This window comes from Nitrospira sp., assembly GCA_029194675.1.
GTDB lineage: Bacteria > Nitrospirota > Nitrospiria > Nitrospirales > Nitrospiraceae > Nitrospira_D.
This window is the reverse complement of the sequence record JARFXP010000004.1, coordinates 258,558-284,495: the sequence shown is the minus strand read 5'-3', so window position 1 is coordinate 284,495 and position 25,938 is coordinate 258,558. Positions and strand designations below refer to the sequence as shown.

Genomic DNA, 25,938 nt, shown 5'->3' with positions numbered 1-25,938 from the left:
TCATGCCCACGATCACTATTTTTAAAGACGATTTGGAATCGCTTCTCACGAGTGATCGCGGTGCCGGCCGTGGCATCACGATGGCTCAGTTGGAGGAGTGGCTCATGCTCGTGAAAGGCGAGTTGAAGGGGCACAACCCTGAAACCGGAGAGCTGCGCATCGAACTACAAGATAGCAATCGGCCGGACCTCTGGTGTTGCGAGGGAATTGCCAGACAAATTCGCATTAAGCAACAAGGCGGGCTGACGCCCTATGCTTTCTTCGTTCAAAAACCGAGGTCGCTGCATTATCTGATCGTGAAACCCGGTATGGAGCAAGTACGTCCATATGTGGCAGCCTGTACGGCCAAGGGGTATCGAGTGACTGAGAAAGGCTTGGCTCAGCTGATTCAAACGCAGGAGAAGTTGGCCGACATCTTTGGGCGCAAGCGCAGGACCGTCTCCATAGGGATCTATCAATTGCCCAGGGTCACGTTTCCCATTACCTATGAGCTTGTGAACCCGGATGAGGTGCGGTTTACCCCATTGGGTATGGAAACGACGATGACCCTCTCGGAAATTCTCATGGTTCACCCCAAGGGATTGGAGTATGGCCACATCCTGGCCGTAAAAAGCCTGCTGCCTGTTCTCCGCGATGCGAAGAATCAGCCGTTATCGTTCCCGCCGATCATTAACAGCCGGGAAATCGGAGAAGTACGGGTAGGTGATGATGAACTCTTCGTCGAGGTGACCGGGACAGATCTGCGCATGGTGATGCTTGTGCTGAACATCTTCGCGGCGAATTTGGCCGACCGTGGCGCAACCATTGAGCCGGTGGAAATACAGTATCCGACGAGCACGATCCTGGGTAAACGGGTGAAAACACCTCAAGATTTCGGGAAGCCAAAAACGATTCGAATCAAAGCGATTGAACAGGCGCTGGGCCAGGAACTCGGCGAGACGGTTGTGAAGCAAGCGCTTGAGGCGTATGGGTACGGCGTGTCGGCAGAAAAGGGATCGGTTAAGGCAAAACTCCCGCCGTACCGGCACGATTTGATGCATACGATGGATGTGGTCGAAGACGTTGCGATGAGCCGTGGCTATGCCGAGTTTACCCCTGTCATGCCGGTGCAATTTACGGTGGGCGGATTGTCCGCCATTGAGCAGCTGTCCGATCGATCCCGAGAATTGATGGTGGGGCTCGGGTTTCAAGAAATCATTTCGAACATTCTCGGCTCACCGGATCATTATTCCCGTCTTATGCGTCTGGAGGGAACGGAATGGGGACGTATGGTTGAGGTCGACAATGTCATGTCCTTGAGCTTCTCTTGCCTCCGACAATGGATGTTGCCCTCTTTGCTGCGCATCGAAGCGGCCTCGAGCCGGGCGTTCTATCCCCATCGGCTCTTCGAAGCGGGCGATGTGGCGATTCCCGACGGAACCCATGAGTTGGGGTCTCGAACGGAAACCGTCTTGGGCGCCTTGATCGCTCACGCCACCACCCATTTCTCAGAAATCCATTCCAGTCTCGATGTCCTGTTTTACTACCTCGGTAAGGAGTACAGTCTGGAGCCAATGCAGCATCCGTCCTTCCTAGAAGGCCGAGCCGGCCGGATTCTCGTCTCAGGCAAGCCCGTCGGCGTCATCGGCGAAGTCCATCCTGAAGTCCTCGAACGTTGGCAGATCGCCATGCCGGTCGTCGCCTTCGATGTGAACCTGTCGCAGCTAGCTTCTTGAGTCGAAAACCCTTCTCAAAATTGCATCGCGGCACTCGATCGGAGGCGAACCCTCCTCATGGGACCAAATGGCCTGGTATGGTATAAGGCCATCTTCTGACTTGCGTATTTTCAGGAATTCCGTAGAGTCTCACCCGTATATGGTTACCGCGACTGTCTTACCCGCGTAGTTTGAGAGAGCACTCGGTTCCTAAATCACAAACGTGAGACCGGAGTGATGATGCACGCGACCCTGTGGTGTCTGTGGCGGTCACTGAAGCGTCGAGGGCTGGTCGCCGCTACGGCATTTGCCCTGACCTGCCTCGTCATTCTGTCCGGAGTCGCCGCCGACATCAGCTACGTGTATGACGATGCGGGCCGCCTCATGGCGGTCATCGATCCAGCCAGCGACACGGCGATGTATGCCTACGATAGCGTCGGCAATCTGACTGGCATCACGCGGCAATCCTCTTCGACCCTGGCCATTATCCAGTTCACACCTTCCTCTGGTCAGGTCGGGATGACAGTGACCATCTACGGCACCGGGTTCAGCGCCACACCAGCCTCAAACACCGTCAAGTTCAACGGCACGACCGCGACCGTCCTGACGGCGTCCACGACCGTCTTGACCGCCAATGTCCCCGGCGGCGCGACGTCCGGTCCGATCAGCGTCACAGTCGGAGCGACCACCGTCACCAGTTCCACGTCTTTTACCGTCGGGGCAAGTCCTGTCCCAACCATCTCCAATTTTTCACCGTCGGTCGGGACTGCCGGCACAGCCGTGACGATCACAGGAACGAGCTACGACACCACGCCTACCAAGAACAAGGTAACCTTCAGTCCCACCTACTCAGTGGTGGCCACGGCGTCGTCTACCTCCCTGAGTACAACCGTGCCTGTAGGCGCTCAATCCGGCAAGATTGGTGTGACGACAGTGAATGGAAACGTTCTCAGCGCGAACGAATTCTTCGTGACCCCCTCGGGTGTGTCTTCTGCCGATGTGCAATATACAGGTCGCATCGTCGTGGGCGGGAGCACCTTGACCGCCACGATCAGCACAGCAAACAAAGTCGGACTGGTCGTCTTCGATGGAGTGGCGGGACAGCGAGTCAGCCTTGGTATGACGAGCGTATCCATCACTTCCAGTACGGTGTCTTTGTATAGACCAGATGGGTCCCTGATGAATTACGGCACGTACAGTACTGGGGGAGGCGTATTGGACTCGCCAGTACTGCCGGTGACTGGTACCTATGCCATCGTCATTGATCCGACTAGCACTTACACAGGCAGCATGACGCTGACTCTATCGACGGAACTGACCGGCACCATTACGATTGCGGGATCACCGGTTTCCTTTTCCATTACACGAGTGGGCCAGAACGCGCGGTATTCCTTCACCGGGACCGCGGGTCAGACAGTGAGTCTCGGTGTGACCAGTGTGACCATTCCCTCATCCAATGTGTCCATATACAAGCCAGATGGCAGCTTTTTGGTCGAACCGACCAGCATCACGAGCGGAGGTGGTGCGCTAGATAGCCAAGTACTACCGGTCACGGGCACATACGCCATCCTCGTCGACCCGTTGAACTTGGGGATTGGCAACATGACACTCACCCTATATGGAACTCCGGATGTCACCGGCTCGATCACGATCGATGGAGCCACGGTCACTCCGACCTTGACCGTTCCCGGTCAGCGTGCCCGCTATACGTTCACCGGGACAGCTGGCCAATGGGTGAATCTTGGTATGACCAGCGTGACCATCAACTCCAGTACCGTCTCGATGCTGAAGCCGGATGGGACGCAGCTCATATCAACGTCTATCGGAACCGGCGGTGGGAGCGTTGATCCCACCACTGCCTTACCAACCACCGGGACCTACACCATCGTGGTGGATCCATCCGGCCTCGCGACCGGCAGCATGACTCTCACCCTCACATCGCCACTGACAGGCACCGTGACGTTGGATGGCGCTTCAGTGCCAATCAGTCTCACCAAGGCGGGTCAAACAGCGCGCTATACATTCAGTGGAACTAGCGGGCAGTGGGTGAGTATCGGTTTCACGTCGGTGACGATTGCCTTTAGCACCGTCACGCTCCTCAAGCCCGACGGAACTACCTTAGCCTCCAACACGATCGGCACAGCTGGCGGCGGACTCGAACCACCCAGCACCCTGCCGACGACCGGGACCTACACCCTTGTGGTCGATCCATCTGGAACAAATACCGGGAATATCACCCTTACACTGATGTCCTATCTCTCCGGCACACTCAATCTGGACGGCACACCGACCACCACCACGATCACTCCGATCGGCCGAAATGCGCGGTACACCTTTACGGGGACAGCAGGACAATGGGTCAGTCTTGGCATGACGAGTGTCACCATCACCTCGGCCACCGTCACCCTCTGGAAGCCGGACGGGACCCAGCTCAATTACACAACCATCAGCACCAGTGGTGGGAGCCTCGATACTCCAACTGCCCTCCCGACCACCGGGACGTATACGGTCACGGTGAACCCCGCCGCGCAGTACACCGGTAACCTGACGCTGACGCTCTCCACCGAAGTGACGGGTTCGGTAACGATTAATGCCGCCGCGACTCCAATCACTATCGGCCGTGCCGGACAAAACGCTCGCTACACCTTTGTGGGTACCGCGAGTCAGCAGGTGACGGTCAGAATCACGGGTAGTGGACTCGGAAGTATCTCGGTGAATCTGTACACGCCAACCGGTGCCTTCCAAACCGGTGGAGGGAGTTCGGCCGCAAACTTCAATCTGCCGACCGTGACGCTCGCCACAACTGGAACCTATACCGTCACGATCAACCCAAATACCACGGCCACCGGCAGTCTCAACCTCCAGGTGACGAACCCATGAATACGAAATGGACAGAGGTCTATGCGCGGACTCTCCTGAGCATCGTGTGTCAGCTCGGTAGTCCAGCTACCGGATGGGCAAGCGAAGGGGCGACTGTCAATGGACAAAGTATCAGTAGCGGTTTCATTTTAAAGTGTGGCCAGTCAGGAAGTGTGAATGTCTCTGGTCAAGCCGGAAATCTCACAGCGAGCTGGCCGGCCGGGTGTAATTCCGGTTACGATGCGATCGGATTCTTCAAGCGGCCACCAGACAATATCACATCGACTATCCCACCAGGTTGGAATTCTATTAGTGGCATCATCCAACAATGTAATTCACAGTTTCCCGATCATCTACCCAATGACGGATCATTTTACAAAGCATTGATCAGAGATTTGAATCTGAACATTATTGTGAATACCCAATCGCCAAATCCACTCCCGACCTGGTGCTACTGGGATCCTGCCAAAGGAGCCTTTCACGATATCTGGGATCAAGCGGTTCACCCTGTCAATAATCCCAACCCACCGAATTGGGCACCTGATCCTCCAGCGCAACAGGCTAAGGATGGGGAGAAGAAAAGTGCTGGCGATCCAGTCGAGCTCGCGACGGGTCTGTTCATCATGGAGCAGATCGACTTGGCCATTCCCGATCTCATCCCACTGATCCTCACCCGCACCTATCGTCAAAATGATACGGCATCGCGCCCCTTTGGAATCGGAGCGACCCACCCCTATGACATCTGGTTGACGCGGGATGATTATTGCAGCGTCATGCAGTTAATTCTTCCTGACGGCGCACGCGAGACGTATACCCGCACGAGCGGCACCAATTGTTTCACGGCGTCCTTGGTCAATCAAAACTCGCCGAGCGCTGCGCTGCAATCCACGCTGAACTGGGATGCCGGGCGACAACGGTGGAGTCTTCGCCGTAAGGATGGCACGATTTATCGCTTCTCGTCGATGACGGCCTATCCGCAACTCTTGCTCACGGAGATTGAAGATCGTAACAGCAATCTCACCACGCTGGTTCGGGATTCCCTGGGTCGGTTGAAAAATGTCCTCAGCCCATCGGGCAAGTCTCTCCAGTTCACGTATGATGCGAGCAACCGCATCACGCAGGTGAGCGACAATGCCGGACGCACTGTCACTTACACCTATGATGCCAGCGGTCGCTTGTGGAAGGTCACGAATCCAGCCAATGGAATCACCGAATATACCTACGACGCCGGCCATCGGATGTTGACGATCAAGGATCCCAAGAACATTACCTATTTGACGAACACCTACGATGCCAATGGGCGTGTCGCCACGCAGACGCAAGCCGACAGTACCACCTTTCAGTTTGCCTATACGCTGGATGGGAGCGGCAAGGTGACACAGACCGATGTGACAGATCCTCGGAATGTCGTGCGACGTGTCACCTTCAACAGCGACGGATATGCGCTCACAGATACGGCGGCCTTCGGCCAGCCCGAAGCTCAAACGCTCACCTATGAGCGACAAGCCGTGTCGAATTTAATCTTGAGCGTGACGGACGCACTCAATCGCAAGACGGCGTACACCTATGACGCGAAGGGCAATGTTCTGACCGTCACGCGGTTGGCGACCACGCCGAATGCCGTCACGACGACGTTTACCTACGAGTCGACGTATAACCAGGTGGCCACGATCACCGATCCGCTCAATCACACGACCACGTTGGGGTACGATTCAAAAGGCAATCTGACGGCAATTACAAATGCCCTGAGTGAAATCACCACCCTCACCGTGAACACTCAAGGCCAGCCACTCACGATCACCGATCCTTTGAACAATACCACTACATTGACCTATACACAGGGGGATCTCGCCACCACGACCGATCCCCTGAGCCGTACGTCCACGCGGTTTGTCGATGCCATAGGCCGATTGCTGGCGCTCACCGATCCGAACAAGAATCAGACTCGATATGATGTGGATACCATGAATCGTGTCACGAAGCTTATCGACGCGCTCAATGGCCAGACGCAGTTGGCATATGATCCCAACGGCAATCTGCTGACGGTGGCGGATGCCAAGAGCCAGGTGACCACATACACGTACAACAACATGGATCGTCTGGCGACGCGACAAGATGCGTTGCTCAATACGGAGACTTACACATACGATAATAACGGCAATGTGTCGACGGTCCTCGACCGGAAGAATCAGACCACCACCTATACCTATGATCTGTTGAACAGACGCACGAAGGCGACATTTCAGGACAGCACCAGCACGAACTACACGTATGATGCTGGAAATCGGATCACGCAAGTGCAAGAGAAGAATTCAGGCGGCACCGTCACGGCGACGATCACCAGGACGTATGATGGCTTGGATCGGCTCACGCAGGAAGTGACCCCTGAAGGCACGGTGAACTACACCTACGATAATGCCAGCCGTCGAGCCACGATGACGGTGGTCGGTCAAACGCAAGTCACCTATACCTACGACAACGCTGACCGCCTCACCCAAGTCCAGCAGGGAACGAGTACGACCTCGATCGCCTATGATATCGCTGGGCGGCGAACCAGTCTCACCCTGCCCAACACGAATAGCATTGTCTACGCATACAATGCGGCCTCAGAGCTCACCAGCCTGACCTATAAGCAAGGCGCCACGACTCTCGGGGACTTGGCCTATACTTATGAGGCCACTGGCAACAGGATTAAGACCGGTGGCACCTTCGCGAGGACCAACCTTCCACCTGTGCTTACCACGACGAATTACAACGCGAACAATCAACAAACCACATTCGGCGCGAGTACGGAGACCTATGACCTCAATGGCAACTTAGCGACGGTGACACAGGGCGGCAACACTACAACCTACACCTGGAACGCACGCAATCAGCTAACGGCGATCAGTGGTCCTGGAGTCACCGCGTCCTTCACATATGATTCCTTTGGCCGGCGCACGGGCAAGACCATCAACGGCACCACCACCAACTTTGTGTACGATGGGCTCAACCCAGTCCAGGAAAAGAATGGCGGGACGGTGACGGCAAATTTGCTCACCGGCCTGGGAATTGATGAATTTTTCACCAGGACGGACGGAGCTGGAGCACGGGCGCTTCTTCCCGACGCACTCGGCTCAACGGTTGCACTTGGAGACAATACTGGCACACTTCAAACTCAATATACGTATGAGCCGTTTGGGGTTGTCAGTCAGACCGGCGCGGCTAGTACGAACAGTTATAAGTACACCGGACGGGAAGATGATGGGACAGGGCTCTTCTACTACCGGGCACGATATTATCAACCACGAGTGCAGCGATTCATCGCGGAGGATCCGCTTGGCTTTGGGGGTAGAGACTTCAATGTGTATGCCTATGTCCAGAATAATCCAAATCGATTTATCGATCCCCTGGGGTGGGAAAAGAAAGATTGGATGCGTGACCCCACGAAAAATCCGTTATGCTTTTTATCGTTTATCGAATGTGACGTTCCTTCTGGGTTTCTGCCCTATATTCCAACAGTAGGGCAAACTGGCAGCGGGAACGTAAATCGTGGCGATTTACAAAAGTTGCCAACATCAGAGGCCAACAGGATTGCACAACAGAACGGTTACGCAAATGCGGAAGAAATGAAAGCTGCCTTTAGTAGTGAGACAAAGGGAGGCAGATTTAACTTGTCTGTCGATAAATCGAGTGGCCAGATTGTGCTTACACCTGTAAATCCGGGGAGTGGGCCGAATATTCCAACTGGTGTGTTTCGCCAATGATACAGGGAGACATGTCCTCGAAGGCTCCCGTTATATGGACAAAGTTTTGTATCGAGGGTGATGAGCTCGACCCGGATGCGTTTACTCGCCTTGTCGGAGTACAACCTTCTCGTACAGGGAGAAGGGGCGAGTTATCTGCAAATCCCATGGCTGCAAAGCGTGGCGTCCAAATACCGCAAACATTTTGGTGCATCGAAGTAGAGCACCGATCGTATAGCATGAATGAAAGCCTTCAAGTACTATTGGCTCAGATCTGGCCACACCGAGAAAAACTTCTCGAATATCTCAAAACTCGACCAACCGTGACGGTTGGGATGAATTCGACCATCCATATCGATGAAGATCGGCCAGTCTATGAAATTAGTCTTGATAGTATTAAGAAGCTGGCAGAGTTGGAGTGCCCATTTATGCTCAACGACATTTATCCGCTCGAATAAACTGAAATGGTAGGATGGAATAAATTTCTTCACAGTGTCACCTATCCGCTCAATTAGGGTCGTAACTTACCGAAGTCCCGAATAAGACAAAGCGAGCCCCCGCGCGACGATGACCGTCGTGGGCCAGCCCCAAGTGACCTACAAGTACGACAATGCCGATCGGCTCACGCAAGTCCAACAGGGAACAAACACCGTGACCATCGGCTACGATGCTGCCGGACGGCGAACCAGTCTCACGTTGCCCAACACAAACAGTATTACCTATGCGTACAATGCAGCGTCTGAAGTGACGAGCCTCACCTATAAACAAGGTGCCACAACGATCGAAGATCTGACCTACACCTACGACAAAGCGGGCAATCGGATAAAAACTGGTGGAAGCTTTGCGCGAACCAATAAGCGGAAAGCATCGGGGTCGGATCTTGTATTGTGCATCAGGAAACACTGAAACGAGTTGACCGCCGCAACGCCGAAACCATCAATGCTTCGACAGAGGTCGGCACCGGCTGCATGACGATCTCGTGTGGATGCATGAGAACAAAGGAGTCGACCTGCAATCCTAAACTCGCCGCTCACCGGTACCTGTGGGCCGGGAAGATGATAACCCTTGCGTGAACGTTTAGGGCGGTCCGTGATGAAGTGAAATCAAGCGGGGGGAATAACAGTGCGTTATTTCCCCGCTCTCTCCGTTTGAGACAACGTGCGTGTGAGAACTTATGCCGGAGCCGGAATGTGCTGCTTGGCAAGACCGATCAACTTTTCAAAGCCCGCGGCGTCTTTGATCGCTATGTCCGAGAGGACTTTTCGATCCAATAAGACATTGGCCTTCTTGAGCGCGTTGATAAACCGCCCATAGCTCATCCCCTGCGCGCGAACGGCGGCGCTGATGCGCGCAATCCACAATTTCCGGAAGTCACGCTTTCGATCCTTTCGTCCGACGTATGCGTATTGCAGTCCCTTATCAACACTTTCCGTCGCCGAACGGAAGAGCCGGCTTTTCCCTCCGTACTGACCTGACGCCAGCTTGATCCGTTTCTTTCTCCGCTGCCGAGTTTTTGGTCCACCTTTTACGCGAGGCATGATTCATTACTCCTTTTGGGTCCTGAAAGTCACAACACTACACGATCGTCGTCTATGCATACGGCAGGAGTCGATTCAAAGTAGAAACAACTGTGGAATCCACCAGTGCTGTTCCGCTCAGGCGGCGTTTCCGGTCATGCCGCTTGCTGGTCAGTATGTGCCGCTTGCCCGCCTTGCGGCGGACAAGCTTGCCGCTTCCCGTTTTGGTAAATCGTTTGCTCGTCCCTGAATGCGTCTTCATTTTCATGTTGGAGGTTCCTTTGGTTGAGCAATCACTGCACTGTACGTTAGTGTTTCGGAGCGACGATCATAATCAAACTGCGTCCTTCCATGCGAGGAGCATATTCAATGGTACCGGCTTGGGCCAACTGTTCAATGACGGAATTCATCACCGCGCGACCCATCTCTTGGTTGGCCATTTCTCGTCCGCGGTAGGTGAGGGTGACCTTGGTCTTGTTGCCCTCCTCTAGAAAACTCTTCATCTGACGGACCTTGATTTCAAGGTCATGTTTATCGGTCCGTGGGCGCAACTTGATTTCCTTCACTTGGGTGGACTTTTGATGACGCCGGCTTTGATGATCTTTTTTGCTCAGCTCATACTTATACTTCCCAAAGTCCATAATTCTACAGACCGGGGGAACCGAGTTGGGAGCGACCTCCACCAAATCATAGCCGCTTTCTTGAGCCTGACGAAAGGCATCCGGAGTCGGAAGAATACCGAGTTGCTCTCCCTCCGGACCAATGACACGAACTTCTCGGACTCGGATCTCACGATTCACGCGTAGTTTGGGAACGATAGGCCACCTCTTTTTTAATGTGTGTGGTGAAAGTCTTGCTGTGCGTGTGTGACCTCAGTTTGCAGGAGATCCAACACTTCAGCCACTGTCTTATTCCCTATATTTGACCCGCTTCGGCCTCGTACCGAGAGAGTCCCGTCTTGCATTTCGCGATTTCCCGCTACCAGCATGAACGGGACTTTCGCCTTTTCCGCTTCACGAATCTTGAACCCGATCTTTTCATTCCGAAGGTCCGCTTCGGCACGGAAACCGGCCGCCTTCAATTGCGCGACGACAGCTGCGATGTAGTCTCGCTGGTGATCGGTGATGTTCATGACCACCGCCTGCACCGGAGCCAGCCAGGTCGGGAACGCGCCCCCGTAGTGCTCGATCAGAATGCCGAAAAAACGTTCGATGGATCCCATCAAGGCGCGATGGATCATGATGGGGCGATGGGCTTTGCCGTCCTCTCCAATGTAACTTAACTCAAACCGCTCCGGATTGTTGAAATCCACTTGGACCGTGGAACATTGCCAGGAGCGACCCAACGCATCTTTGATCTTAATGTCGATCTTCGGGCCGTAAAATGCCCCCCCTCCCAGATCAAGGTGAAAGGAGATATTACGGCTTTTCAGCGCCGCTTCCAACGCGCTGGTGGCCAAGGTCCAATGTTCATCGCCGCCCACGGACTCTTTGGGCCGCGTGGATAAAAACACTTCGAATTGATGGAATCCGAATGTCCGTAACACGAAAAATGTAAAGTCCAGCACCCGGCTGACTTCCTGCTCCATCTGATCCGGGCGGCAGAAGAGATGAGCGTCATCCTGCGTGAATCCGCGCACACGCATGAGCCCATGCAGCACACCGGTTCGTTCATAGCGATAGACCGTTCCCAGTTCCCCATAGCGAATGGGGAGGTCTCGATAGCTGCGAAGATGACTCTGATAGATCATGATATGGTACGGACAATTCATCGGTTTCAGCTGGTATTCACTGCCTTCCAGCTTCATCGATGGGAACATGTTTTCGCGGTAGTACTCGAGGTGCCCACTGGTTTTCCAGAGATCAAGACGCGCGGTATGAGGCGAATAGACCAGCTGGTACCCATCCCGAATATGTTGTTCTCGCCAGAAGTTTTCAATCAACAGGCGGACTGCCGCGCCTTTCGGATGCCAGAGTACCAATCCGGGTCCGATTTCATCCTGAATGCTGATCAAATCAAGCTCTTTTCCTACTCTTCTGTGGTCGCGCCGCTTAATTTCCTCCAGCCGGGCCAGATAGGCATCCACCTCCTCACTCGTCGGAAAGGATGTCCCGTAGATCCGTTGTAACATCGGATTACGTTCATCGCCGCGCCAATAGGCTCCCGCCGTGTTGAGCAATTTTATGGTACCAATAGAGCCGGTGGTAGGGAGATGAGGCCCGCGACAGAGATCGACGAAGTCGCCTTGTGTGTAGGCGGTGATCGGCTCTCCATCGGGGAAACCTTGAATCAGCTCGACCTTGTAGTGCTCGCCACGGGCCTTGAAAAAATCTATCGCGTCCTGTTTCGAAAACTCCCGCCTTGTGATGGTGAGATTACGCTTGATGATTTCGGCAGCGCGTTCTTCGATTCTTTCCAAGTCTTCGGGAGTAAAGGGACGTTCGAAGGCAAAGTCATAATAAAAACTATCTTCAAGGGCTGGACCGATGGTCAGTTGTGCAGACGGGAAGAGTTCCTTGACTGCCTGCGCCATGATATGAGTACTGCTGTGGCGGTATACCTCACGGCCTTCTGAACTGTCGAATCTCAGTGGTTCGACTATCGAATTCGCAGACAGAGGACGCGACAGATCAACCACCGCGCCGTCGACTTTGGCTGCCAGAATATCCAGGCTTGCGATTCCTAACTCAGATAGAGCGTCACCCACCGTTTCCCCGGTCCGAATGTCAGCGCTTGGACCGTCTTTAACTGATATCTTCATGACTTATGGATTCGATCCACAGTACAAAAACAAAAGAAACTGAGCCCCTAAATAAGAGACAAACCAGCAGCTCAAGGTAAATGGTAGGCGCGGACGGTCTTGAACCGTCGACCTCTACCGTGTCAAGGTAGCGCTCTCCCCCTGAGCTACGCGCCTATCGAAGAGAAGGCATGCTAATATAGCCTCGTTGACACTGTCAAGAAAACGAAAGAGAAGGTCTCATTCCTTCAGCCGTCCGAAAGAAGGGCGACCTTCTCTTTCATGGCCCGGGTCAGACACCTCTCAGTCTGCGTACCGTCACCTCACAGCAGAGCGAAGCTCTTTTCCTGCTGAAAACTTAGGGACCTTTGCGGCCGGGATTCGAAGTGATTCACCTGTCCGTGGATTCCTTCCCATTCGTGCTTTTCGCTTTGAAATCGTAAAGGTGCCGAAATTGACGAGGGAGACGCGTTGCCCTTTTTTCAACGAGGAAGTCACCGCCCCGGTGAATGCCTCAAGGGCGGTTCCGGCTGCAACCTTGGTAATTCCTGCTGAAGCGGCCATCTTTGCGATCAACTCTTCCTTGGTCATGATGTCCCTCCTTCATGAGTTTTGAGAGTTGGTATGGGAAGTACGCCCGCAGCACATCTGTGGAAGTTCGGTTCAGGCACGCTGACTCGCCCTCGCTTTCGTTTGCTTCAAGGGAATGTGAAGACTCACGATTTTTTTTCGCAACGTGTTACGGTTGAGTCCAAGCAGTTCAGCCGCTTGTATTTGATTGCCTCCTGTCTCGCGCAGGGCTGACGTGATGAGAGGGCGTTCTACGGCGGAAATCAGGATCGGATGGAGGTTCTTAGCCGATCCATTTCTCATCCCCTTCACGAATTCACCCATTTTCACCTCTAAGTAACTTTCGAGGGAGGCCTCGCGGGCTTTGTTCTGCTGAGGGCTGTCCGGCTGATTCATCAACTGGATCGTTTTCAGCGTCTTTTTCAAGGCAGCCCTAGACCCTCCAATACAGAGGGTGCGGGCTGGGTCAAGGTGATCATTCAGCGCGCCCACCTGTTCCTGTCCGCCTTGCGACTCCATCACGACGGCATCAAACCGATGTTTTCGCAACTCCCTCTGAAAGGTCGAAGCGTCCCGAGCGATCGTAACGGAAGCGTCCTTGAATACCTGCCTCACCAGGGCTTGCACGGCCGTATCATTCGTGAATAACAGAATAGTAAATGAGGATGACGGCACAGACATGAAGGCACCACCGAAAGAAGAGGGCGGATTATTGCCGAGGGCGTAAGCGATGTCAATTGGATTCTATGGCCGCGACGTCCTTCCGGCCGGCTTTCCGTATGGCTTTGCAGATATGAAGTCAGTAAGGAGATTGGTTTCCGGTTCGATCAGGACTTTCAACTTCACCCCAAAGAATATCTTCCAGCTAAATAATGACGATCATCTTAACCTGGCAAGCTCCTGGTATCTTGACAGATATGGAGAGAAGAATGTATATTTTCGATTCCCTACAGGAATAGTAAAGAATGAAAGTGTCCAAGCGTGCGACATACGGAATTATGGTAGCCGTTGATCTTGCGATACATGCAAGCGAAGCTCCGATTCAAGCGCGGACGATCGCGAGGCGCCACGGGATTCCCGTCCGTTTTCTCGAGCAAGTTCTTCATGCGATGAAGAACGCCGGCTTAGTAGAAAGCCAGCGAGGTGCCCAAGGAGGGTATCTCCTCATGCATGAGCCGGCGGCAATGTCGATCGCCGATATATTCGAGGCGTTGGAAGGGCCGGTCTTTCATCGATCCTTTGTCGGTCAACGGGCACGCGATCGTCATGCCACCAAGCCGGAGCTGCTGTTGGATGACGTCTGGGAGCAAGTTCAGCAGGCGGAACGGAAAGTTCTCGAAAACATTACTGTCGAACACTTGGCGCTGCGTCTACGGACGATCGACGCTCAGCGCAATCCGATGTACCACATTTGACTTAGAAGGCTCCTCTCTAGAGGAGGCAAGGAGATCGGTATATGAACCCAGTTGAATCCCTCACTATCCCCAAAATTGTCACGAATCCGATTCCGCCGGCCATTCTGGAAGAAATAGAAACCTTCGAGGCTGAAGCCGTGCGAACATTGGGCGGAGAGCTCCCTGCCGATATTTTCAAGCCTTTCCGCCTGCAATACGGCATTTACGGCCAGCGTCAGCCTGGTGTGCAAATGGTCCGTATCAAGATCCCGTTCGGCGGCATCAGCGCGAATCAGCTGCGACGTGTGGCGGAGCTCGCCGACCGATATGCGACCGGAGTCGGCCATGTCACGACGAGACAAGATATTCAGATGCACTTCGTCGAGCTGAAGGATGTGCCGAGTATCATGCGAGGGCTCGCTGAAGTTGGTCTGACCACCAGGGAGGCCTGTGCCAATACCGTGCGGAATGTGACGGCATGTCACCTCGCCGGCGTGTGCCAAGGAGAAGTATTCGATGTGACGCCGTATGCGAAGACAGTCGCGTATCATTTGTTGCGGAACCCCTTGAATCAAAGCCTCCCGCGAAAGTTCAAAATTGCTTTCTCTGGCTGTGCGCACGATTGCGCCCTGACTCCGATCCACGACATCGGCTTGCTGGCGGTGAAACGAGCGGACGGAGTGATCGGCTTTCGAATGGTGGTGGGTGGAGGACTGGGCTCTACTCCACGGATTGCACAACTGCTCCGTGAGTTCACTCCAATGGAGGAACTGATTCCTAGCATTGAGGCCGTCATCAAGGTCTTCGATACCCTCGGCAATCGAAAAAATCGAAACAAGGCCCGGATGAAGTTCGTGATCGACAAGCTGGGCTTCGAGGAATTCAAACGGCGTTGGGAGGCAGCCTATGTTGCTATGGGTCACGCGCTTCCCAAGAACGGTTCCCTGACTCTGCTTGAGCATCAGGATGAGCCGAAACTCATCATGCCGACCCGCAACGGCATGATCAATGGAGCTGGGAACGGCAACGGAAATGGGAATCGACCTCATGGTAATGGCCACGAGACGCCGTTTGAGATGTGGAAGCGAACCAACGTCGTCAAGCAGAAACAAGATGGGTATGTCACAGCGGCCATCAAGTTGTTCATGGGGGACATTACGGCTGAACAGATGCTCTTCGTCGCCGATCTGGCTGAGCGTTATTCGAACGGCAATCTTCGCACCACGATCAATCAAAATCTGGTCATCCGATGGGTTCCTATCGATCAGATCCCATACTTTTACGAGGATCTGACGTCTCATGGATTGGCAGATCCCGGTGCGGAGCTGGTTGAAGACATTATTGCCTGCCCCGGCACAGATACCTGCGGTCTTGGGATCACATCATCCAAAGGCCTTGCGCGCGCACTGGCCGAGGTGTTTCCAGCCGGTCGTGTGCCGGAAGATCTGGCAGGAGTCGATGTCAAAATCAGCGGATGCCATAATTCCTGCGCACAGCATCACATTTCAACGATCGGGCTGCATGGAGTTGGAAAACGCCTTGGTGACCACGTCGCGCCGCATTATGAATTGCATCTCGGTGGTTCGGTGAACGGCACGGCAAAGATCGGCCAGATGACGGTGAAGTTGCCGGCGAAGGCCGTCCCGGCGGCGATTTCTCATCTGATCGACGTCTACCGGCGTGACCGCCAAGCGAACGAGAATTTGCCGAAATTCATCGCACGCGTCGGGAAGAACAAGCTGAAAGAAGAGTTGATCCCGTACACCATCGTGCCGTCTTATGAAGCGGATCCCACGTTTTATTATGATTGGGAGGGTGAAGAAGAATTTATCCTTGAGGATCTCGGCCCAGGCGAATGTGCCGGTGGCGCGCTCGAGATGATCGAAAACGGCATTCTGGAGGCCGATCAAGAGCTCTACCAAGCGAAGTTACTCGTTGAGAAGCATCAGTATTCCGTATCAGTGAACAAATCCTATCGAGCCGTACTGGCTGCCGCTAAGGCAATGCTGGTGACAGAAGGACTGGAGCCCTCGACGGACTCCGAAACGTTCATCGAGTTCGACAGCAGGATTGCACAGAAAGGTGTTGTGCCGTCCGTCTATCGAGACTTGAGCAAGAAGGTCGGCGATCTGGGCCCGAAAGAGACGTCGGCCGAATCGGCCCGGGAGAAGATGGCATTTGCCAAGGGTTTTGTCGATGCCTGCCGTGCGGCGACTGATCAGATGGGGAAGGACCTGAAGCTGTCGGCGATGAAAGAAGGAAAGCCTCCGGTCGCGCCTGCACCAGTTGAAACCAAACCGGCTATCCCAATTGCAACGGGTGCGCCTGTTTACGATTTGCGCGGTGTCGCATGCCCAATGAACTATGTGAAGACGAAGTTGAAACTGGAAATGATGGATACTGGTGAACAGTTGGAAGTGTGGCTCGACGCGGGTGAACCGATCAAGAACGTGCCGATGAGCCTTAAGAATGACGGACATAAGGTGCTGATACAGGAAGCGTTGGAACCGGAAGCCTCGCATTATCGGATTCTGGTGGAGAAGGTCGAAGGGTAAGGGATCTGATTCGCCATGACCGTTAATGGACATTCCGAACTGGTCGCAGAGCTCAAAGGTTGGAGCGCTTGGTTTGAGACGAAGCAGCCGCAAGATGTACTGACAGCGGCCATTGAACGATACGAGAAGATTGTTCTGGCCTGCAGTTTTGGGGCCGAAGATGTCGTGCTTGTCGATATGGTCCATCGCGTCAATCCCACGGTGCCGTTGTTCTATCTCGATACCGATTTTTTATTTCCTGAAACCTATGCCACGCGAGACCAAGTGATTGAACGATACGGTCTTCAGGCGGCGCAGGTTATCCAGGTGAAGTCCTTGCTCACACCAAAGGCACAAGCGGAATCGTACGGCGAGGCCCTGTGGGTTCGAGATCCGGACCAGTGCTGCCGGCTTCGGAAAGTCGAACCACTGACCCGTGTTCTGCGAGGATACGACGCATGGATTACCGGAATCAGGCGTGATCAAGCCCCGTCCCGTGCGAATGCCGGGTTGATTGAGTGGGATCAGAAATTTGAATTGATCAAAGTGAACCCACTGGCCCGATGGACGTGGACCGATGTGTGGACCTACATCAAGGTCTACGAAGTTCCCTACAACCCTCTGCACGATCAAAATTATCCCAGCATCGGCTGCACCTACTGCACCACCCCAGTGGCACCCGGCGACGATCCCAGGGCCGGTCGCTGGAAGAATTTTGCCAAGACCGAATGCGGGCTACACAAGTCGTAACATGCCGATTCAAGATCTCCTTGCCAAGATTGCAAAGGGCCCGAAAGCATCCAAGGATCTTACATGGGATGAGTGCAAACAGGCGATGAAGGCGTTGATTGAGGGTGAGGCCACGCCGATGCAAGTTGGGGCTTTTCTCATTGCCATGCGATTCAAAACGGAATCGGTTACCGAATTGGCGGCGCTGACGGCTGCGGCTCGGCAATATGTGCCGCCACTCGTTGTCTCGCGTGACTTGGCCCTGGTGGATGTCCCGACCTATGCCGGGAAGCAGGACACGTTTCACGCGACTATTGCCGCGTCCATTGTTGCAGTTGCAGCCGGAGCTGCAGTCTTGATGCACGGCTATGACGGCATTCCTGGCCGGCCGGGCAGTGCCGGAGTGCTGAGAGCCATGGGCATTCCGGTTGATGCCGATCCCAGGATGGTTTCCGAAGACGTGAACAAGAAAGGTTTTGCCTACCTGGATATCGGACTGTACCATCCACCCCTCTATCGATTTCTGGAGATGCGTCAAGAGCTCGGCGTCAGAAATGTGTTCCATCCGATCGCCAGGCTTCTGAACCCCGCTCGGGCATCGGTGCAAGTCGTAGGGTTGACGCATCCGCCGCATTTTGAAAAGACAGCCGAGGTCTTGCGAATCCTTGGGTGCCGACGAGCATTGGTGATCCGTGGAGTTGAAGGTGATCCGGAGTTGTCCGCCTCGATGGCGACGAGAGTTCTGGAACTGCGTGATGAGCGCATCATGCCGCTGGGAGTGGCTCCGAAAGATTTCGGCTTAGCGTTTGCCCCATCAAGGGAGATGGCAGGATTTCCACCTGAGCAACGTGAGAAAGAGGCCGATCTGCTCCGGCGCATTCTTCAGAATCAGGTGCAGGGTGGGCCGCGAGATTGGGTATTGATGAATGCGGCCATGTTGCTCTATGCGGCGGGCAAAGGCGTGTCCCTGTCGACCTGCTTTCCGGCTGCACGCGCGGCGCTTGATGGAGGAGCCGCAGGGCGCAAGCTCGATGAATTGGTGCGACAGCCGGTCGCGGCGTAAGATTTTACGGAACAAGCCTATGAAACACCTACGGCAACTTGAAGATCAAAGCGTTTACATCCTTCGAGAAGCCTATAAGCATTTCGACAACCTTGCCATGCTGTGGTCGATGGGGAAGGATTCGACCGTGTTGCTTTGGCTTGCCCGCAAGGCCTTCTTCGGGCATGTGCCGTTTCCGCTCCTTCATGTCGATACCAGCTACAAGATTCCGGCGATGATCGAGTACCGTGACCGTCTGGCTCGGGAGTGGGGGTTGAATTTGGTCGTCGGCCAAAACAAGGAAGCCTTGGCGGCTGGGATGAACCACACGATGGGCCGAGTGGTCTGCTGCACAGCGCTGAAGACCAACGGCCTCAAACAACTGCTGGAGAATAAAGGTTACACCGGCGTGATCCTCGGCGTCCGCGCGGATGAAGAGGGGACCAGGGCGAAAGAGCGCTATTTTTCCCCACGGGATAAACACGGAGACTGGGATTTTCGCGATCAACCACCGGAGCTCTGGGACCAATACAAGACAACCTTTCCTCCCGGCACGCATATCCGTATTCATCCCCTGCTGGATTGGACGGAAATCAATATTTGGGAGTACATCAAGCTCGAGAATATTCCCTTCATCGATTTGTATCTCGACAAAGGTGATGGCACGCGCTATCGCAGCCTCGGTTGCGCGCCCTGTACCTCGCCGATCAGATCCACCGCTAAGAGCGTAGACGACATTATCGAAGAACTCCGCCATACCACCGTGGCTGAACGGTCCGGTCGAGCACAAGATGAAGGGCGAGGGATGGAGTTACTGAGGAAAGATGGTTACATGTGACCATGAGTGAGACGACCAAGCCATCTGAGAACCTCAACATCGTCATCGTCGGCCATGTGGATCACGGCAAATCCACCTTGCTGGGTCGGCTCTATGCCGACACCGGCTCACTGCCCGACGGCAAGTTGGACAAGGTACGGGCTATCTGCAAACAACAGGGGAAGGAATTTGAATATGCGTTCCTCTTCGATGCCTTTCTCGAGGAGCAGGAGCAGGGGATTACGATCGATACGGCTCGCACCTTTTTCATGTGGAAGGGCCGGCAATACATCATCATCGATGCACCCGGGCACAAAGAGTTCCTGAAGAACATGATTTCCGGTGCAGCGCGTGCCGAGGCGGCATTGCTGCTCATCGATGCCTTGGAAGGCGTAAGGGAGCAGTCGAAGAAACACGGCTACCTTCTGTCGTTGTTAGGCGTCCGGCAGTTTGCGGTGGTCGTCAACAAAATGGATTTGGTCGGTTACCGGCAGGACGTGTTCGACGGGATCGAGAAGGAATACCGGGAATTTCTGGGACAGTTCAAAGCCGTGCCGTCGCAGTTTGTCCCGGTGAGTGCCAAGCTCGGTGATAACATCGCCAACCGCAGCAAGCAGATGTCGTGGTACAGCGGCCCAACCGTCTTGGAAACTCTCAGCGCTTTCCAGAAGGAAGCGGCACGGTCGGAGCAGCCCCTTCGACTGCCAGTGCAGGACGTCTACAAGTTCGATGCACGCCGAATCATCACCGGCCGCATCACCGCCGGACGTCTAAAGGTGGGAGATCACCTCGTCTTCTCGCCGTCCAATAAGCGGGCCAATATCAGGACGGTCGAGGCCTTCAACATCGAGCCGCAACCGACCGAAGGCCAGGCCGGACAATCGATCGGGGTGACGCTTGACGAACAGATCTTTGTCGAACGCGGCGAAGTTGCCTCGCATCAGGAACATCTGCCCCTCGTCTCCACGGCCTTTCGTGCCAATCTGTTCTGGCTCGGCAAACGGCCATTAGAAAAAGGGCGCAAATATCTCCTGCGCGTGGCGACAAAAGAAGTGGATTGCGAAGTGGCCTCGATCCATCGGATCATCGATACAATGGACCTCGCTCAGCAACAGGGCAGCAGTACCATCAGCAAGAACCAAGTGGCCGAACTGACCTTGCGTACAAAAGCGCCGGTGGCGTTCGATCTGTCGACGTCGTTCGAATCCACCGGCCGGTTCGTCCTCGTGGACGAATACGACATCGCAGGCGGTGGGATCATCACTGAACTGGTCCATGACGACCAGGAGTTTCTCCGCGAAGAAGCCAGACGACGCGACTTTGCATGGGTGAAGGGCGAAGTCACGGTTGAGGATCGTGCGCAACAGTATGGCCATCGGGCTGCGGTCGTCCTGATTACCGGGGGACGGCACACCAGCAAATCGTTCTTGGCTAGAAAGCTTGAAGGTCGCCTCGTCGCGGACGGGCGCCATGCCTACTTGCTGGACGGGGAAAACCTTCGCCGTGGGCTGGATGCCGATCTGAGCGAAGAAGAACGAGGGCAGACGACTGAAATGGCGCGGCGCTACGGCGAAGTCGCACGCCTGCTCACCGACACCGGTCTGATCGTTGTCTCCACGACGAATCCATTCGGCCTTGCTTATCGAGAGGCTTCTCAGGCGATCAGGACTCTCGTGCATCCCGCACCGGTCATCGCTGTCCACATGAGCAAGTCCGAAGAAGAGCCACCACCGAATACCGATGTTGTCCTCAGTGGCCCGACGGATTTCGACGCAGCGACTGCTCGCATCCTGGACGAGTTAAAACGCCGAGGCGTTCTGGCTCAGGCCATCGGGGCCAAGCCGATCTTCCAGTATTCGATCTAACCTCACAATCAGACCAACGTCATCTGCGCCTCAGCCACTGAGACGTTTGGGAGAGCGCATCGCGAACTGGCCTGCTCACGCTCGACGGTCGTTTTCATAGGTGACCCTTGCAAATGCATTGTCCGGTAGGTCCGAGTGAACGTCGCAAGGTCTTCGAAACCGAAGATGCTTGGTCAGAGTTCATGAATAGGAATCGTAACTTGTGGGACATAATGAAACTGTGGTAATTCCTCGCGAAGCTAAGTCCTCCCACTGTTAGTCGGGGGATTATCGTTGCGACCGACCACGAAATTCCTTCTCCCAGCCTTCTCCTTGGTTCGGATCGTTGATACCGTAGTCAACTACGCTCAACCGGCGAGTCTTGGTCGATACCTCCCCCAATGGTCGATCTCCAGTGGTTCATCGTTGACGAATCCTGACGGCCGCTCTGACCGGGAACCATCTCGATGGTACTTTTCATTGTGACGTGGTTACAGAAAGCAGCGTGGATCTGGCTGTTTTTCTGCGCTCTTCTTTGCATCCCACTCCTGGCTCAGAGTCAGGATACCGGACCTGTCAGTTCCGGCTGGCACTTTGGGGGCTTCCTCGATCTCGGCTATGCCGTGGACTTCAATTTTCCCGAAAATCACCAATGGCGCAGCAAGACCACCACAGCGCGGGTTAATGAGTTTGCTCCCAATATGGCCTTGGCCTACGTCAAGAAGAACATCTCTCTGTCGTCCCCATGGGGCATGGAGTTCGCGGTCCAAGCCGGATATGACACGGATGGGCTGGTCCCTCAACCGGTCCCTGAACGAGACAAACCGATCTCCGGCGCGGATACCCTGCGGCACTTCTCTCGGGCCAATGTGTCGTATCTGATCCCCATGGGAAAAGGTCTGGTGGTCACAGCGGGATTATTCAACAGCTACATTGGGTACGAATCCATCTATGCGAAATACAACCTGAATTATACGCGACCCTACATAGCGGACAACGCTCCCTATTTTATGTTTGGACTCCGGGTTCGGTACCCCGTGAGTGACACCGTGAACGTCGGCTTCTATGCGATCAATGGGTATAACTACCTCTCCCATATCAATGATCAATTCAGCTATGGGACCCAGGTCGCCTGGAAATTGCGCCCCGATCTCACGTTCACCCAAAACCTGTATTATGGTCCCGATCAAGCCAACACTGCGCTCGAGTTCTGGCGGTTCTTCTCCGACAGCATCCTGGAATGGCAACGAAAACCTGTCGTCCTGGCGATCAGCTATGACATCGGCACCGAGAATGCCGCCGAGCAAGTCGGGCACCCTCGAACATTTTGGACGGGTGCGGCCTTTAACGCTCGGTGGAACGTGCAAGGACCTTGGAGTGTGGCGCTCCGGCCTGAAGTCTATTGGGATCCCGACGGCCGGATCACCGGGTCGGAACAACTGCTCAAGGCGATCACGACGACGTTGGAATACGAGTTTGTGCGGGAATGGACCAGCGCGCTCCTGCGTTTGGAATACCGTTATGACGAATCGACGGGACCGAATGGGGGCTTCTTCAAGGGAGGGGAAGTCGCCCCTGGGGTCATCGGACTCGCACGCGGCCAACAGCTCGTGATTCTGTCACTGATCTGTTCATTCGATAAGTAGCCCGCATTATTTCCACCTCAATCGGACTCTTGGTCCCTGACCGGTCGAATCGGCCGATTCACTATAGTAGGAGCGCTCCAGAATAATGCGTGCTTATGGAGCCTCGTCCGATGCGATCACCGGCAACTGAAAATGTGCAATCGCAGGCCGTTGGGTTGCACTCTGCACCGTGGCCATGAAGGTTCTCTTGCCGGCGGAATCGAATTCGACCATGGCACTGAAGATATCGAACTTCCCCGGGACAGGCCGCATTCGGACGGTGGCCTTCGTCCCTTCTGCCGATTGATAGGTGAGCAGGACATCGCTCTTGACCGTGGCTTTCCTTGTCGGTGCATTGACTTCCAAAAAAATCTGATTCGTGCCCACACGTGCCGGAGAGGGTTCGCTCCACAACTTCAGAGTCAGCCCTTCGACTATCTGCACTTGTGGCGGCTGCGCCGAGGTCGGCCGGTCGGTCGTCGCACATCCCACAAGCTGGCAAGCAAGAAGCACGGCGCAATACCACCGAGCCGGAGCACGGAAGATCATGAAACTTCCCGTTTCCATGAAGCAATAAATGGAGGTCAGGCCTTCATGTAAATCCACCCTGTCGGTCGGACAGAATGTACCAATCAACCCGCCTCTCTCGTCAAGGCCTCTCGTAGAGTTTTGTGTCGGAACAAGCAATCCAAGCGCCTGAAGCGACGTGAGCCGTTCAGCCGCCAGCGCGGCTGTTCACGGGAACTGGAGGCCGACGGCAAACGCCGCCTCGTAGCCATCGGCCGCTGCCGCCGGAGCCAGCATGAGTTGATCGCCGCCACGCCGGAAGATGCGATCATGCTGGTTTCGCGCGGTACGCATTCCTCTCGCGGCATACGGCGGGTCAGCATGGACGCGATCCGTCAATCCGTCGTCGAAATACATTTGCGACGTGAACTCAAAAGCCCGTGGGGCCGCTGGGGCGGTCCGTATCTTGAAATGGATATGCACCGTCCGGCCTTCATACCAACCGGGGTATATGGTAACGAATCGGACCTCGCCGCGCTCGTCGGTGATCTGGTAGCCGCGGAAGAACTTCCGGCCGATCGTATTGAACCCCGGATCACGCACGTCGGAGTAGAGGCCCATTGCATCGCAGTGCCAAATATCGACTTGAGCCCCCGGGAGAGGCTGACAGCCTCCGGCATTGACGCGAGAGACGACAAGCGTGAGAACCAATGGAGTACCGGGCCTGACCAGTCCATCAGCTGGATCCGAACGGATGTCGGACCGATGCAAACGCTCGTCGACGAAATACGGCCCTTCGGTTTGCTCCGGCCGGACGACGCAAGACAACCCGCGGGTATCCGCAAGCGCTCGCCGGAGGGGCAGGCCTCCCGTGAGCCACAGCAGGCCCGTGACGCCCAACAGCGCCACAGTCTCGCGGCGGGAAAGGAGACATCCCACAGGTGCGTCTTCATGCGTCATGGATAATCTCCTTCTCGATGTGTGCGTTCAGTTCTTTGTCGGTAGCCTTGAGACATGCTATGCGAAGAGTTTGTGCAGAGACCGGAGGGCCGGCAAACAGGAGAAGGACCGATAACAACTGGCGCAAAAATTCTGGTGCCTTCATGTGAGGCGCGGCAATTCGCGGGCGGCGCGCCATGCTTCAGCGATGGCGGCATCCATACAGGCCCTGACTCCGGCATCGGGGTTCGCAATGGTGATCCGTTCCAGCAGGCGCCGCCCAAGAATATGGTGCCCCTTCCCCAGAGCCGTGTGACCAACGATTGACCGTCCCATGGGATAAGGGTCAATGAGATAAGGGTCAGACTTTGATATCTTACCCTCAGATCCTCGACGAAGTGAAGCGCCGGGTCGTCCTGGCCCAGGCCATCGAGGCGAAGCCGATCTTCCGGTATTCCATCCAAATGGCCACGTGAAGTATAAGGCTCACCGAGAGGCTTAGCACAGGGGTCAGAGTTGAGTGTCCAGCGGCAACCGACGCAGTCGAATGCGCTGGTCTTCAATCGTGACAATCACACCTTGTTCGAGGTCAGACTCAAGAGCAGGAAGCATTCGCTGTAGTACTGCGTTGACGATCTCAACCTTCGAGGAATTCAGGCGGAGGGAAAGCAGTGACGGTGTTTGTCGACCAGAGAGTGCAATGATCGATAAAAAACGAGGTCCTGTGTGAGAATGGTTCTGCGTTCTTGTGCGGCACGTTCAACAATCACCTCGTCTGCCGAATCCGCAGGAAGGAGGTCGGTGACCCGAACTACGTCATGACCCAGCGTCCGGAGGAATTCAACAGTTCGAGGGGCGATATGAAGATCAGCCAACAGCCTCATGAAGCGGCGGACGTGCGCTCACTGGCGAGCCAGGCGCCATATTTCGCCGCCTGGTACACATCCTCCATCTCAAGTTCTGGATACTCCCGTACGATATCGGCGGCCGTGTACCCATCGCCCAACAGCTTCAACACAAAATCCACTGATATGCGAAGGCCACGAACAGTGGCTTTCCCACCGCAGACACGTGGATCAATCCGAATCCGATCGAGCGGCATGTTCCTAGCGTAACTGACTGTCACCTGACGGTGCAAGAGAATCGGCCTAACCGGATGTTGCGTAGTGGGGTGAAGTGTTCGATGGGCACCTCGTCACTGATTCTCGTCCACCCGACTCCTATCATCGCCATCCATATGAGCAAGACCGAAGAAAAGCCGCCGCCGAACATCGATGTCGTCCTCGCAGGCCTGACGGATTTCGACGCAGCTACGATAGCCTGCGTGAGATCAAGCGCGCCGGACGCCTGCACTATTCGACGATCGGTCGCATCGTGCATCCACGGAAACTGGTGATGCACA

At 55.0% G+C, this 25,938-nt stretch carries 23 protein-coding genes and 1 tRNA gene; 13 read left to right on the top strand and 11 right to left on the bottom strand.

All coding sequences use genetic code 11. The annotated features are described in order from the left end of the window. The first annotated feature begins 2 nt into the window (after positions 1-2). From pheT to P0120_19835, 5 genes are all read left to right on the top strand, one after another. The gene (gene pheT, locus P0120_19855; GenBank protein ID MDF0676565.1) at positions 3-1,715 is read left to right on the top strand and encodes a phenylalanine--tRNA ligase subunit beta; all 1,713 of its coding nucleotides are present in this window, start codon (positions 3-5) and stop codon (positions 1,713-1,715) included. 216 nt (positions 1,716-1,931) lie between these two features. Continuing rightward, on the top strand, positions 1,932-4,574 hold the full coding sequence (locus tag P0120_19850) for an IPT/TIG domain-containing protein (GenBank protein ID MDF0676564.1): 2,643 nt from the start codon (positions 1,932-1,934) through the stop codon (positions 4,572-4,574). Continuing rightward, positions 4,571-8,299, top strand: coding sequence for a DUF6531 domain-containing protein (locus P0120_19845; GenBank protein ID MDF0676563.1), 3,729 nt, complete (start codon positions 4,571-4,573; stop codon positions 8,297-8,299). Before P0120_19850 ends, P0120_19845 begins: the two co-directional genes overlap by 4 nt. Before the next feature lie 11 nt (positions 8,300-8,310). Next, positions 8,311-8,736, top strand: coding sequence for a DUF4279 domain-containing protein (locus tag P0120_19840; GenBank protein ID MDF0676562.1), 426 nt, complete (start codon positions 8,311-8,313; stop codon positions 8,734-8,736). Between the two features lie 118 nt (positions 8,737-8,854). Beyond that, a complete protein-coding gene (locus P0120_19835) occupies positions 8,855-9,184 on the top strand; it encodes an RHS repeat protein (protein MDF0676561.1) in 330 nt (109 codons plus the stop codon). Positions 9,185-9,450: 266 nt separating this feature from the next. On the opposite strand, the gene rplT is transcribed toward P0120_19835, so the two are convergent. The 7 genes from rplT to P0120_19800 all read right to left on the bottom strand — a co-directional run bounded on the left by rplT (position 9,451) and on the right by P0120_19800 (position 13,786). Continuing rightward, complete coding sequence (gene rplT / locus P0120_19830; protein ID MDF0676560.1) at positions 9,451-9,816, bottom strand: 50S ribosomal protein L20; 366 nt, start codon at positions 9,814-9,816, stop codon at positions 9,451-9,453. A 52-nt stretch (positions 9,817-9,868) separates the two neighbouring features. Further along, positions 9,869-10,063 (bottom strand): 50S ribosomal protein L35, encoded by a 195-nt coding sequence (rpmI, locus tag P0120_19825; GenBank protein MDF0676559.1) that lies wholly within the window; start codon positions 10,061-10,063, stop codon positions 9,869-9,871. Positions 10,064-10,103: 40 nt separating this feature from the next. Next, a complete protein-coding gene (infC, locus tag P0120_19820) occupies positions 10,104-10,595 on the bottom strand; it encodes a translation initiation factor IF-3 (GenBank protein MDF0676558.1) in 492 nt (163 codons plus the stop codon). A gap of 32 nt (positions 10,596-10,627) precedes the next feature. Continuing rightward, on the bottom strand, positions 10,628-12,556 hold the full coding sequence (gene thrS / locus P0120_19815) for a threonine--tRNA ligase (protein MDF0676557.1): 1,929 nt from the start codon (positions 12,554-12,556) through the stop codon (positions 10,628-10,630). 81 nt (positions 12,557-12,637) lie between these two features. Next, positions 12,638-12,712 (bottom strand) — tRNA-Val (locus P0120_19810). A 141-nt stretch (positions 12,713-12,853) separates the two neighbouring features. Next, entirely contained in the window at positions 12,854-13,126 is a 273-nt protein-coding gene (locus P0120_19805) for an HU family DNA-binding protein (GenBank protein ID MDF0676556.1), read from the bottom strand. Between the two features lie 72 nt (positions 13,127-13,198). Continuing rightward, on the bottom strand, positions 13,199-13,786 hold the full coding sequence (locus P0120_19800) for a helix-turn-helix domain-containing protein (protein MDF0676555.1): 588 nt from the start codon (positions 13,784-13,786) through the stop codon (positions 13,199-13,201). Positions 13,787-14,070: 284 nt separating this feature from the next. On the opposite strand from P0120_19800, the gene P0120_19795 reads away from it, so the two are divergent. The 7 genes from P0120_19795 (at position 14,071) to P0120_19765 (ending at position 23,111) form a co-directional block, all read left to right on the top strand. Further along, complete coding sequence (locus P0120_19795; GenBank protein MDF0676554.1) at positions 14,071-14,520, top strand: Rrf2 family transcriptional regulator; 450 nt, start codon at positions 14,071-14,073, stop codon at positions 14,518-14,520. Between the two features lie 41 nt (positions 14,521-14,561). Next, positions 14,562-17,054, top strand: a complete 2,493-nt coding sequence (locus tag P0120_19790; GenBank protein ID MDF0676553.1) for a sulfurtransferase TusA family protein — start codon at positions 14,562-14,564, stop codon at positions 17,052-17,054. 15 nt (positions 17,055-17,069) lie between these two features. Further along, on the top strand, positions 17,070-17,783 hold the full coding sequence (locus P0120_19785; GenBank protein ID MDF0676552.1) for a phosphoadenylyl-sulfate reductase: 714 nt from the start codon (positions 17,070-17,072) through the stop codon (positions 17,781-17,783). A gap of 1 nt (position 17,784) precedes the next feature. Beyond that, positions 17,785-18,825 (top strand): anthranilate phosphoribosyltransferase, encoded by a 1,041-nt coding sequence (gene trpD / locus P0120_19780; protein ID MDF0676551.1) that lies wholly within the window; start codon positions 17,785-17,787, stop codon positions 18,823-18,825. Between the two features lie 19 nt (positions 18,826-18,844). Further along, entirely contained in the window at positions 18,845-19,642 is a 798-nt protein-coding gene (locus P0120_19775; protein MDF0676550.1) for a sulfate adenylyltransferase subunit 2, read from the top strand. A 2-nt stretch (positions 19,643-19,644) separates the two neighbouring features. Beyond that, positions 19,645-21,486, top strand: coding sequence for a GTP-binding protein (locus P0120_19770; GenBank protein ID MDF0676549.1), 1,842 nt, complete (start codon positions 19,645-19,647; stop codon positions 21,484-21,486). A 446-nt stretch (positions 21,487-21,932) separates the two neighbouring features. Further along, positions 21,933-23,111 carry an outer membrane beta-barrel protein gene (locus P0120_19765; GenBank protein ID MDF0676548.1) on the top strand — a complete coding sequence of 393 codons (1,179 nt, stop codon included), beginning with the start codon at positions 21,933-21,935 and terminating at the stop codon, positions 23,109-23,111. A gap of 93 nt (positions 23,112-23,204) precedes the next feature. Here the strand turns inward: P0120_19765 and P0120_19760 are convergent, their stop codons facing one another. From P0120_19760 to P0120_19745, 4 genes are all read right to left on the bottom strand, one after another. Further along, positions 23,205-23,639 carry a hypothetical protein gene (locus P0120_19760; GenBank protein MDF0676547.1) on the bottom strand — a complete coding sequence of 145 codons (435 nt, stop codon included), beginning with the start codon at positions 23,637-23,639 and terminating at the stop codon, positions 23,205-23,207. 186 nt (positions 23,640-23,825) lie between these two features. Beyond that, positions 23,826-24,557, bottom strand: coding sequence for an intradiol ring-cleavage dioxygenase (locus tag P0120_19755; protein MDF0676546.1), 732 nt, complete (start codon positions 24,555-24,557; stop codon positions 23,826-23,828). A 141-nt stretch (positions 24,558-24,698) separates the two neighbouring features. After that, complete coding sequence (locus P0120_19750) at positions 24,699-24,872, bottom strand: hypothetical protein (protein MDF0676545.1); 174 nt, start codon at positions 24,870-24,872, stop codon at positions 24,699-24,701. 544 nt (positions 24,873-25,416) lie between these two features. Next, positions 25,417-25,638: a DUF433 domain-containing protein gene (locus P0120_19745; GenBank protein ID MDF0676544.1), complete on the bottom strand. Its 222-nt coding sequence runs from the start codon at positions 25,636-25,638 to the stop codon at positions 25,417-25,419. Positions 25,639-25,719: 81 nt separating this feature from the next. On the opposite strand from P0120_19745, the gene P0120_19740 reads away from it, so the two are divergent. Beyond that, positions 25,720-25,932, top strand: a complete 213-nt coding sequence (locus P0120_19740; GenBank protein MDF0676543.1) for a hypothetical protein — start codon at positions 25,720-25,722, stop codon at positions 25,930-25,932. Positions 25,933-25,938: the final 6 nt, after the last annotated feature.